The organism is Phytoactinopolyspora endophytica, assembly GCF_004138495.1.
GTDB classification, from domain to species: domain Bacteria; phylum Actinomycetota; class Actinomycetes; order Jiangellales; family Jiangellaceae; genus Phytoactinopolyspora; species Phytoactinopolyspora endophytica.
The window spans coordinates 77,819-89,357 of record NZ_ML142871.1 but is presented as its reverse complement, the minus strand read 5'-3'; the positions used below and the strand labels follow the sequence as shown (position 1 = coordinate 89,357).

General features: G+C 66.5%; 11 protein-coding genes and 1 pseudogene. 10 read left to right on the top strand and 2 right to left on the bottom strand.

Going from position 1 to position 11,539, the window contains the following annotated elements; all coding sequences use genetic code 11:
- Nucleotides 1–1,068: Gfo/Idh/MocA family protein (locus tag ELR45_RS30480; protein WP_205857574.1), on the bottom strand; the 1,068-nt coding region annotated here is incomplete at its 3' end.
- Between the two features lie 123 nt (nt 1,069–1,191).
- On the opposite strand from ELR45_RS30480, the gene ELR45_RS30475 reads away from it, so the two are divergent.
- The 9 genes from ELR45_RS30475 (at nt 1,192) to ELR45_RS30435 (ending at nt 9,967) form a co-directional block, all read left to right on the top strand.
- On the top strand, nt 1,192–2,337 hold the full coding sequence (locus ELR45_RS30475; RefSeq protein ID WP_129669646.1) for an ROK family protein: 1,146 nt from the start codon (nt 1,192–1,194) through the stop codon (nt 2,335–2,337).
- A gap of 10 nt (nt 2,338–2,347) precedes the next feature.
- Entirely contained in the window at nt 2,348–3,370 is a 1,023-nt protein-coding gene (locus tag ELR45_RS30470) for a Gfo/Idh/MocA family protein (protein WP_129669645.1), read from the top strand.
- A 105-nt stretch (nt 3,371–3,475) separates the two neighbouring features.
- Nucleotides 3,476–4,987, top strand: a complete 1,512-nt coding sequence (gene dop / locus ELR45_RS30465) for a depupylase/deamidase Dop (RefSeq protein ID WP_129669644.1) — start codon at nt 3,476–3,478, stop codon at nt 4,985–4,987.
- Between the two features lie 130 nt (nt 4,988–5,117).
- On the top strand, nt 5,118–5,339 hold the full coding sequence (locus tag ELR45_RS30460) for a ubiquitin-like protein Pup (RefSeq protein WP_129669643.1): 222 nt from the start codon (nt 5,118–5,120) through the stop codon (nt 5,337–5,339).
- Between the two features lie 39 nt (nt 5,340–5,378).
- A complete protein-coding gene (gene prcB / locus ELR45_RS30455; RefSeq protein WP_129669671.1) occupies nt 5,379–6,188 on the top strand; it encodes a proteasome subunit beta in 810 nt (269 codons plus the stop codon).
- Nucleotides 6,189–6,253: 65 nt separating this feature from the next.
- Entirely contained in the window at nt 6,254–7,018 is a 765-nt protein-coding gene (prcA, locus tag ELR45_RS30450) for a proteasome subunit alpha (protein ID WP_240760262.1), read from the top strand.
- Nucleotides 7,019–7,027: 9 nt separating this feature from the next.
- Nucleotides 7,028–8,389, top strand: a complete 1,362-nt coding sequence (pafA, locus tag ELR45_RS30445; RefSeq protein ID WP_129669641.1) for a Pup--protein ligase — start codon at nt 7,028–7,030, stop codon at nt 8,387–8,389.
- A 126-nt stretch (nt 8,390–8,515) separates the two neighbouring features.
- Nucleotides 8,516–9,586, top strand: a complete 1,071-nt coding sequence (locus tag ELR45_RS30440) for an FKBP-type peptidyl-prolyl cis-trans isomerase (RefSeq protein ID WP_165368243.1) — start codon at nt 8,516–8,518, stop codon at nt 9,584–9,586.
- A gap of 12 nt (nt 9,587–9,598) precedes the next feature.
- A complete protein-coding gene (locus ELR45_RS30435) occupies nt 9,599–9,967 on the top strand; it encodes an FKBP-type peptidyl-prolyl cis-trans isomerase (protein ID WP_129669639.1) in 369 nt (122 codons plus the stop codon).
- A gap of 66 nt (nt 9,968–10,033) precedes the next feature.
- Here ELR45_RS30435 and ELR45_RS30430 read toward each other — a convergent pair whose 3' ends face one another.
- Nucleotides 10,034–11,200: a DUF3866 family protein gene (locus tag ELR45_RS30430; protein ID WP_129669638.1), complete on the bottom strand. Its 1,167-nt coding sequence runs from the start codon at nt 11,198–11,200 to the stop codon at nt 10,034–10,036.
- 102 nt (nt 11,201–11,302) lie between these two features.
- Here ELR45_RS30430 and ELR45_RS39710 point away from each other — a divergent pair.
- Nucleotides 11,303–11,539, top strand: a pseudogene (locus ELR45_RS39710) (helix-turn-helix transcriptional regulator); the annotation flags it as partial.

Sequence of the window (11,539 nt, the reverse complement as noted above, 5' to 3'; positions counted from 1 at the left end):
CGTGTGTCCGTGCTGCGTCCGGAAGTCCACGACGTCGATCTTCTTCCCGTCGCCCTCGAGATAGCCGTGGGTGCCGAAGATCCTGGTCTGGCGGAACATCTCCGGAGTGAACGCCGTCATCGTGAACGACGCCGTCACGCCGCCGTCGTACTCGATAGAGACCACCTGGTGGTCGACGACGTCGTTGTCACAGTTGTAGACGCAGCGCCCATACGGTCCGGACCGCAGAGCCTCGATGACGCCTTCCGGCGTTCGTGCGTCGGTGACGGTGGACAGCGGCCAGTTCTCCCGCTTGGGGTCGCCGAGGCAGGAGAGGTACAGCCGGGGTGCGGAGTAGGGGCAGGTGGGCTCGACCGGGCAGTCCAGACAGTTGTCCGCGGCATCCGTCGGTCGCTGCTCGGGGCGGAAGTGATGCAGGCTGCCGAACGACGACACACGGGCCGGCCGGCGTCCGATGATGTAGTTCAGCCAGTCCATGTCGTGGACGGACTTGGCCAGCAGCATGGGCGACGAGTCGGCTTCGCGGCGCCAGTTGCCGCGGACGTACGAGTGCGCCTGGTGCCACCAGCCCACGGGTTCCAGATGCTCGACGGTGACCACTTCGCCGATCTGGCCGCTGTCGATGATCTGGCGAAGCGCCTGCGTGTACGGCATATACCGCAAGACATGGCAGACGGCGAGGCGCACGCCCGATTCTTGGACGGCGGCGAGTATCCTCCGGGCGCCGTCCGGGCTGGTCGCCATCGGTTTCTCCAGGAGGATGTGGTAGCCGGCGCGGGCGAGTGCCACCGTCGGCTCGACATGCATCGTGTCCTGGGTGGCGACGACGGCGGCGTCGGCGAGACGAGGCGCCGCGGCGAGTTGTTCCCAGCCGTCGAACACGCCGGTATCCGGCACTCCGATCTCGTCGGCCAGCGACTTCTGCCGCGCCGGGTCCGGGTCGGCCACGGCGACCACCCGGGCGCGGCCTCCGGACGTCGCCCACCGGGCATAGGCACGGCCCCGGTTGCCCGCTCCGACGACCGCGATGGTGATGGGCCGCTGCGCGGCTCTGGTGGCGTAGCTCATTGTGGAGATATTTTTGAGAGTATCTAAAATATTTGTCAAGCCCTGACCGCCTCGGGCCGCCCATGGCATCATCCGAGGGGCACGCGCGGTTGCGCTTGTGGGCCATGACGAGAAGGAGGCTCGGTGGACGACGACCACACCACGCGCGGCGCGGATCCCGCATACATGCGGCAGATCAATGCGACCAACACGCTGCGCAGGCTCTATCGCGCCGGACCCATGACGCTGACCCAGATCGTCGACGCCACCGGACTTGCGAGGAAGACCGCGGAAGCCGCCATTGAGCAGCTCACCGCGAAGAACCTGGTGGTCGAGGTCGCAAGGGACGAAGCCGTCCGGCCCGTGGGCCGCCCGGCCAGGACGTTCCGATTCTGCCCGGAAGCGGGGTACGTGCTCGGCGTCCAGGTCGGCGGGCATCGGGTATCGGCGGTCCTCGCCGACCTGCACGGAACCACCCAGGCGAAATGCGACGTGCCGGTCAATCGGGCCGCCGGCCGTTCGGACCGGCTCAGCGCCATCGGGGCCGCTGCCAAGGAGTGCGCGGCCCAGTCCGGCGTCGATCTCGGACAGGTGTGGGCGACGACCGTCGGGACTCCGGGGCTGGTCGAGGACGGGAACCGCGTCACGCTCTGCCACGTCTTGCCGGAGTGGTCGGACTTCTCACTGGCCGACCAGCTCTCAGAGCGGATACCGACACCGATCACGGTGGAGAACGACACCAACCTCTCGGCGGTGGCGGAGCACTGGCGCGGCGCCGCGACCGACGTCGGGAATGTGGTCTGGGTGCTGACCGGGCGGCGGTACAGCGCGGCCATCCTGATCGACGGGTCGCTGTACCGAGGCGCCGACGGCGCGGCCGGAGAGATCGGATGGCTGCCGGAGCTGGGCTGGTCCAAAGCCAGTGAGCAGACCCTGAGTTTCGCCGGGGCCGGAGGGACGCCGGCCGGTGACTCCGCGGCAAGCATGCTGTCTCGCGCGGTGGCCGGGGACGACGACGCTCGCCGCGAGATGGACGCGTTCGCGGCCTCCATGGCGCCCGGGCTGACTGCGCTGGTGCTGGCGCTCAACCCACGATGCCTGGTGATCGGAGGCGGTATCGCGGCCGCTGGAGACACGCTGGTACGTCTGCTGGCCGACCACATGCGGCCCTTCTGCCTCCGCCTTCCGGAGCTGCGGATGTCGAGCTTGGGCGACGAGTCGGTCGCACTCGGGGCGGTCCGTCTGGGGCTGGACCACGTCGAGGACCGGCTGTTCTCGCTGAGCCGCTAGGGTGATCGTCATGGGAGATGGGCAAGAGCGAGTCATCGGATGGGGCGTCGTCGCGACCGGCAACATCGCACACAGCGTCACCGGTGATCTCACGCTGCTGGAGAATGCCAGGCTGGCCGCCGTGAGCTCGCGGGACAAGGAGCGAGCGCGCTCTTTCGCGGACGAGTTCGGCATGCAGAACGCTTATGACTCAGTCGAAGCGCTGGTGAAGGACGACGCCGTCGACGTGGTCTACGTCGCGTCGCCGCACCCGCAGCACGCCTACGCGGTCCGGTTGGCGCTGGACGCCGGTAAGGCCGTGCTGTGCGAGAAGGCCTTCACCCATTCCTTGAAGGAGACCGAGACTCTGGTGGCGCACGCGCGTGAGAGCGGCGTGTTCTGCATGGAAGCGATGTGGACCCGGTTCAACCCGCTGATCATCCGGGCCCGCCGGATGGTGGCGCAGGGCGTCCTCGGAGAGGTGCGCTCGGTCACGGCCGAGCTCGGATTCGCCGCACCGGTGGACCCGGTGCACCGGCTGTGGAACCCCGCTCTGGGCGGTGGCGCTCTGCTGGATGTCGGGATCTACCCGGTATCATTCGCGCAGATGCTGCTCGGTATGCCGTCGCAGGTCGGGGCCGTGGGTACACTCACCGAGCTCGGAGTCGACGCGGAAGCCGGCCTGATGCTGAGCTGGCCAGGCGGGCAACGGGCACATCTGGAGGCCACACTGACCGCTCCGATCGCGGGCGGCGCCAGCATCGTCGGCACGCTCGGCCGGATCGAGTTCTCGCCGCGTTTCCACCACCCCGTGCGCATGGTGCACGTCGACGCGCCGGAGCGGGGTGTGGAGCGTGTGGAAGTGTTCGAGGACACGCCGGAGGGTCGCGGTTACGTGCCGATGCTGCGGGCCGTGGCTCAGGCGGTCCGGGAAGGGCGCACGCAGTGCCCGGAGATGCCGCTGTCGGACACGGTCGACGCGATGCGAGTGCTCGACGACGCGTTGAACCAGCTGGGCGTCGAGTACCCGGAGCCAGCGCCGCCGGGCCGTTGAACCGGAGATTCCAGTACCTCCCGTCTGGTCACGTGTGTGTCTCGAGAGCCGTGCGTGGGTATCTGTGGTGACCGTGATTATGGAACTCTCACGTAGGCTCGTTGCATGAGCGCACGTCGCATCATGGGGATCGAGACGGAGTACGGCATCTCTGTTCCCAGTAACCCTTCCGCCAACTCCATGCTGACCTCGTCGCAGGTGGTGAACGCCTATGCGGGCCAGCGAGCTCGGGCCCGGCGGGCGCGCTGGGACTTCGAGGAGGAGAACCCGCTGCGGGACGCCCGGGGCTTCGAACTGTCCCGTACCGGAGCCGATCCCAGTCAGCTCACCGACGAGGAGATCGGCCTCGCCAATGTCATCCTGACGAACGGTGCGCGGCTGTACGTCGACCACGCGCATCCGGAGTACTCCTCGCCCGAAGTGACCAATCCTCTGGACGCGGTGATCTGGGACAAGGCGGGCGAGCAGGTGATGGCCGAGGCCGCCCGGTTCGCTTCCGGCGTGCCGGGGACCGCGCCCATCCAGCTCTACAAGAACAACGTCGACAATAAGGGCGCCTCCTACGGTTGTCACGAGAACTATCTGATGAGCCGCGCGACGCCGTTCGCGGACATCGTGCGCTACCTCGTTCCGTTCTTCGTCTCCCGCCCCGTGGTGTGCGGAGCGGGCCGGGTGGGAATCGGACAGGACGGCGGCAGGGACGGCTTCCAGCTCTCCCAGCGTGCGGACTACTTCGAGGTCGAAGTCGGCCTGGAGACCACGCTGAAGCGCCCGATCATCAACACCCGGGACGAGCCGCACGCGGACCCGGAGAAGCACCGGCGTCTGCACGTGATCGTCGGCGACGCCAACCTCTCCGAGATCTCCACCTATGTGAAGCTGGGCAGCACGTCGCTGGTCCTGGCGATGATCGAGGAAGGCTTCCTGGGCTGGGACCTCTCGATCGAGCGGCCAGTGGGCGCGATGCACGACGTCTCGCACGACCCGAGCCTGAAGTACCAGGTCGAGCTGACCGACGGCCGGCGGCTGACAGCAGTCCAGCTCCAGGCGGAGTATGCCGAGCAGGCACGCAAGTTCGTCGAGGACCGGTACGGCACCGATGTGGACCCGATCACGGCGGACGTCCTCGATCGGTGGGAGACGATCGTCACCATGCTCGGCAACGATCCGATGGCCCTGTCCGATCAGCTGGACTGGGTTGCCAAGCTCGCGCTCCTCGAGTCCTACCGGGAACGCGACGGCCTGGAATGGTCGAGCCCGAAGCTGCATCTGGTCGACCTTCAGTACTCAGACGTCCGGCACGAGCGCGGACTCTATTACCGTCTGGTGGACAGATCGCGCATGCAGCGCCTCACCACCGACTCTCAAATCCGGCACGCGGTCGATCTTCCGCCGGAAGACACCCGGGCGTACTTCCGCGGTCGTTGCTTAGACAAATATGCGGACACGATCGCGGCGGCGTCCTGGGACTCCGTCATCTTCGACCTGCCAGGACGTGACGCGCTGCAGAGGGTACCGACACTCGATCCCGTGCGCGGCACCAGATCCCACGTGGGATCGTTGCTGGACCGGTGCGACACCGCCGCCGACCTGGTCGCGGAGTTGACCGCCCGCTAGGAGCGTCGTCTGCCGGGCCGAGCGGTTCGCTGACGGCGGAAGAAGAAGTACGTGTCATGATCGGTACCCACGGGCCTAAGCCGGTGTTCTGTGGATAGGGTCTAGGTAAGCGACGAATCGGAGGTTGACGATGGCGCGTGACACCGCTGGCGGGCAGCAGCGCAAGCAGCCACGCCGTAACGAGGACGTCGAGACCGAAGAGGCTCAGGCGGCGGAGGCCACCGAAGAGGCCAAGGACCGCCAGGAGAAACTGGCGGATGATGTCGACGACATGCTCGACGAGATCGATGAGGTGCTGGAAGAGAACGCCGAGGACTTCGTCAGATCGTTCGTGCAGAAGGGTGGAGAGTAAGTGGATCTCGCCGGTTTGGGCCGCCTTCCGGCGGCGTTCATGACAGCCGGGACATCGTCGTTCAGCGACTTCTTGGGTCAATACGCCCCGGAGATGCTGCCGGGGCGGCGCCTTGCAGGCAGCACACAGTACGCGGATCATTCCGGCCTGGCCCCGCACGGAACCACGATCGTGGCCGTGACCTTCCCGGGCGGCGTCGTGATGGCCGGAGACCGACGGGCCACCGCGGGCAACCTGATCTCTCAGCGGGACGCGGAGAAAGTGTTCCAAGCCGACGAGTACTCGGCGGTGGGCATCGCGGGCACCATGGGGATCGCCTTGGAGCTCGTCAGACTCTTTCAGCTGGAGCTCGAGCACTACGAGAAGATCGAGGGAACGGTTCTCTCCCTCGAGGGAAAGGCCAACCGGCTGGCGCACATGATCCGCGCCAACCTGGGCCTTGCCATGCAAGGGCTGGTCGCCGTGCCGCTGTTCGCGGGCTTCGACGCCGGCAACGAGCGAGGACAGATCTACTCCTACGACCCCACCGGGGCGCGGTCCGAGGAGCACGAGTTCTACTCCGTAGGGTCCGGTTCGGTGTTCGCTCGGGGCGCATTGAAGAAACTCTTCCGTGACGACTTCAGCGCGGAGGATGCCGTGGTCGCCTGTATCCAGGCGCTCTACGACGCTGCGGAAGATGACTCGGCCACCGGCGGACCAGACATGTACCGCAGGATCTTCCCGATTATCACGGTTGTGGACGAGAACGGGTTCGACCGTTACTCGGATGACACCGTCTCACCCCTGGTCGATCGGGTCGTGTCGGCGCGGAGCGGCCGGCCCGACGGTCCCCAGGCTCCGTTGAGCTGACGGCCCTGGGCCGTACGCACTTGACCTGACAACCCCCGGCTCGGAGAGGATCACCACCGGTGTCGATGCAGTTCGGATACGTTTCGCCCGAACAGATCATGAAGGACCGGGCGGATTACGCCCGCAAAGGGATCTCCCGGTCACGCTCGGTCGTCGTGCTGCAGTACGAAGGGGGGATTCTCTTCGTCGCGGAGAATCCGTCGCCGTCGCTGCACAAGATCAGCGAGATCTACGATCGGATCGCATTCGCGGCCGTAGGCAAGTACAACGAGTTCGAGGTCCTCCGCCAGGCCGGTGTCCGCCTGGCCGACCTGCGTGGGTACTCGTTCGACCGGGTCGACGTGTCGGGCCGGGCGTTGGCCAATGTCTACGCACAGACGCTGGGCACCATCTTCACTCAAGACCCCAAGGCATACGAAGTGGAACTGGTGGTCGCCGAGCTCGGCGCGGACGAGAGCAGCGACGAGATCTACCGCATCGTGTATGACGGCTCAGTGTTCTCCCAGGACGGGTTCAGCGTCATGGGCGGGCCGTCCGACCAGGTCTCCACGCATGTACGGGAGAACTTCCAGCGCTCTGCCTCCCTGGAGGACTCGCTGCGGCTCGCCGTCGACGCGCTGGGCCGCGACGAAGGGGGAGAAGTACGTCAGATCGCCACCACCCAGCTGGAGGTGGCCATACTCGACCGCAGCCGTCCCCGCCGCACGTTCCGGAGAATCCGCGGGGCTCAGCTGGAGTCGCTGCTGAGCCGGCCGGCAGAAGACACGGCCGAGGACGACACAGCGGATCGAGACACAACGGAAACCCCGCCGGACGAGACTGAGGACTAGAGTCGGTCTATGGATCGCCGCATCTTCGGGCTTGAGAACGAGTATGGCGTCACGTGCACATTCCGCGGACAACGTCGGCTCTCGCCCGATGAGGTTGCGCGATACCTCTTCCGACGGGTCGTCACCTGGGGACGCAGTAGCAACGTCTTCCTGTCCAACGGGGCCCGGCTCTATCTCGACGTGGGCAGCCATCCCGAGTACGCGACCCCGGAGTGCGACTCCATCACCGACCTCGTCGCCCATGACAAGGCGGGGGAGCGGGTGCTCGAAGGCTTGCTCGTCGACGCTGAGCGACGGCTCGCCGAGGAAGGCATCGTAGGCGACGTCTATCTTTTCAAGAACAACACGGACTCGGCGGGTAACTCGTATGGATGTCACGAGAACTACCTGGTCGGCCGACACGGTGAGTTCTCCCGGCTGGCTGATGTCCTGATCCCGTTCTTGGTCACGCGCCAGATTATCTGCGGTGCGGGCAAGGTGCTGCAGACGCCGCGCGGAGCGATGTTCGCGGTGAGCCAGCGGGCTGAGCACATCTGGGAAGGCGTCTCCAGCGCCACGACCCGCAGCCGCCCGATCATCAACACCCGCGACGAGCCGCACGCCGACGCGGAACGCTATCGGCGCCTGCACGTCATCGTCGGTGACTCCAACATGAACGAGTGCACGACACTGCTGAAGATCGGCGCCACCGACCTGGTGTTGCGCATGATCGAGGCCGGAGTCGGGCTGCGCGATCTTGGCCTGGAGAATCCCATCCGGGCCATCCGTGAGATCAGCCACGACATCACGGGCCGTCGCAAGGTGCGGCTGGCCGGCGGACGTGAGGCGTCGGCCCTGGAGATCCAGGAAGAGTACTTCACGAAGGCGCGTAACTTCGTCGAGCGGAGGGAGATCGACACGCCGGTCGTGCGCCGTGTCCTGGAGCTCTGGGAGCGCACCCTGAAAGCCGTCGACACAGGCGACCTGGGGCTGATCGAGCGGGACATCGACTGGGTCACCAAGTACCAGATGATCGAGCGTTACCGGGCGAAGCACGGGATCACGCTCTCCCATCCACGCGTCGCCCAGCTCGACCTCGCCTACCACGACATACACCGCAGGCGAGGGTTGTATTACATGATGGAGCGGCGAGGGTCGGTCTCCCGAGTCTCCCGCGACGTCGAGATATTCGAAGCCAAGTCGGTGCCGCCACAGACCACGCGGGCCAAGCTCCGCGGCGAGTTCATCAAGCGAGCACAGGAGCGCCGCCGGGACTTCACCGTGGACTGGGTCCATCTCAAGCTCAACGACCAGGCGCAGCGGACGGTGCTGTGCAAGGATCCGTTCCGTTCGAGCGATGAACGCGTGGCTCGGCTCATCGACAGCATGTAACGTTATGGCGGCACTTGCTGAATCCTCCCTGACGTGCTGCGAAGTTCCTTAGTGAGTTCTCAGTGTCTGGGTCTAGGGTGGGTGCCTCGTGCCCTTCACACACTAAGGTTTGAGAAATTGTCCACTGTGCGCACTACACGTCTGTTAATCGCACCGCTGGTCGCGGCGGGCCTTATCCTGGCCGCGTGCGGCGACGACGAAGATTCGACGTCCAGCTCCGACGTCGAAGTCTCCGGGGAGTTCGGGGAGACCCCGACAGTCGAGGTACCCGGCGGCGAGCCGCCGGAGGAGCTCGAGGTCGACGTACTCTCCGAGGGCGACGACGGCCGCGAGGTCGGCGAGACTGACTTCGTCGTGGCCGACTACCACGGTCAGACCTGGGAACCCCGTGCACCGGAGGAGACCGAGCAGTCCGAGGAGCAGCCCGGGGAAGAGCCTGCGGAGACAGAAAGCTCAGATGACGGTGCCGAAGAGGGCGGGACCGAAGACTCTGAGACTGAAGACTCCGAGGAAGAGTCGGACGAGGGTGGCGAAGAGGCCCCGTACGTGTTCGACAGCTCGTTCGAGCGCGGTCAGGTCGCTGCGTTCTCGCTCGACGCGGTCATCCCGGGCTGGAAGGACGGGCTCGCCGGTCAGCAGGTCGGGTCCCGGGTCCTGCTGACGATACCGGCGGACCAGGCCTACGGTGGTCAGGAAGGCCACGACCTCGAAGAAGACACGCTGCTGTTCGTCGTCGACATCGTCGACTCGATCGATCCCGAGGCCAGCGCCACCGGAGAACCGGTGGAGGACCTCCCGGAGGACATGCCGGTCGTCGAGGGCAGCGAGAGCGGCGAGCCGACTGTGGACTTCAGCAATGCTCCCGAAGAGCCCGAGGAGTCGGACACGACGGTGCTCGCCCGCGGCGAGGGCGAAGAGATCGGCGAGGGCGCCATGATCGCAGCCCAGATGCTGGAGGCGCCGTACCCGGATGGCGAAGGAGCCCAGGGCACGTGGGGCACCGGAACCGGGCCGGGGCAGCTGATTCCGATCGAGGGCTTCCAAACCCTGCCGGGATGGGAAGACGTCGCGGACGGCCTGACCGTCGGCTCGCGGCTGGTCACCCGGCTGACCTCTGAGGACGCCTCCGAAGGCGCCGAGGAAGGTCAGGACATCCCAGCGATCGCACTGGTCATCGATATCGTCGGAAGCTACTAGGATCCCTGTCACATGACACTTGAACGACCAGAGGTCGATTTTCCCGTAGGCGGCGTCCCCGAGCAGCTCGAGGTCACCGATATCTGGTCCGGCGATGGCCCGGAGGCCATCGCCGGGGCCAACGTCAAGGTGCACTACGTCGGTGTCGAGTTCGAGACCGGCGAAGAGTTCGACGCATCCTGGAACCGCGGTACGCCGATCGAATTCCCGTTGACCGGGCTGATCAAAGGCTGGCAAGACGGAATTCCCGGGATGCGAGAGGGTGGACGACGCAAGCTCGTCATCCCTCCGCACCTGGCCTACGGGCCCGCGGGCTCCGGTCACCGGCTTGCGGGGAAGACGCTGATCTTCATCATCGACCTGCTCGCCGTCGCCCGATAGGGCAGGCCAGCCCTTTCGGACGACGACGTTGACTGGTTGACGTCAACTGGTTTCAGCTGTGCGCCTTCAGCTGTCGTGGTGGAGGAGCGCCTCGGCGTGCCGTCCGGCAGCTGCGGCGGCGAGGAAGTAGGCGTGGTCCTCGTCGAGACCCCGGCCCATGGTGGAGAGCCGGACCGGTGTCTCACGTAACGCATGGTCGAGGCCGGTCACCGGGACGGCGACGACGTTGTGGCGGCCGCGTAGCCTATTGGCCTGGTCGGTGACCTTCTGGCCGAATTCGCCGGTCAGCTCCGGGACGACGACGTCGGCAGAGGTCAGGGCGACTCGTCCGTACGCCGTGAGGCTGTGGTGGGATACGCCGTGATGGCGCGGCCGCGCGTCGGCCTCGCTGACTCGCAGAGACGCGACCGGCCTGCCGCCGAGGATGACCGTGGCATTGACCGCTTCTCCGCAGGCGACACCCGAGAAGCCCCATTTGGTGCCGGTACCGAGGTTGCCGGGCCCTTGGGCGACGACCGCGACGTCTGCCTTGATGACGTGGCGGGCCACGAGCAGTCCGGTGTGCAGTGTGACGGCCTCGTGGTCACCACCGAAGGCCTGACCGACCGTAACGGTGCCGGCGAGCCAGCCGGCCTCGCGCAGGCCTGACACGGTCCGGCTGAGCCACATCGGCAAGGCGCCGCCGTCCGTCATGACGTAGGCGACACGTGGGGTAGCCGAGCCAGTGCGGATCCCGGCGACAATGGCCGGGAGCGCGGAGTGCAGGTCGGCGGTGACCACGGGCATGCCCTCGAGGTCGTCCGCCTCGCGCAGGGTCTCGTGCCATGGCGAGTCCTGCTCGTCGGCCCCGAGTACCGTCGCCTGCAGGGGTGTGTAGCGCGCCTTGACGAGATGTCCAGGGCCTGGCGGTGGATCGGCGGGCAGGCGGTCGGGCAGAGCGACGACGTGGGCGAAGCCACCAGTGCCGAGCCCGAGGTCGAGCGCCGTGGTGTTCAGCAGTACGCGGTCGCCCGGTTGGGGCTCACCGACCATATGGGTAAAGGCGAGCGCGCGAACCACACCGGATGGTTCCGTGCGCTCCGCGCTGTTGCTGCCGTCGCCGTTGCTGTTGTCATTGTTGCCGTCGCCGTTGCTGTCGTTATCGTCAAGGGCGTCCGCGTCGACCGTGATCTCGACCGCACCCGGCCAAGACTTCCCGACTGCGCGCACCACGCCGCCTCGCCACCGAATCACTCCGAAAGACTAGCCAAGAGGTAGTCTCGCGATGAAGCCGGTGCACGGGGAGCACGTCTGGTCACCCGAGGGGGTACCCACGTCCCGTGGGAGGAGGAAGCGGTGTCGCAGCAGGCCAAGAGCGAACGGCTGATGAATCTGGTCATCTGCCTCTTGGTGGCGCGGGGCTACGTGCCGAAGAGCAGGATCCGGCGCGTGGTCGGCGGGTACGGCGGCCAGAGCGACGAGGCGTTCGACCGCATGTTCGAGCGCGACAAAGATGAGCTGCGCGAAGTAGGCATCCCGATCGAGACCGGATCGAACGATCCGTTCGGGGACGAAGAGCCCGGCTACCGCATT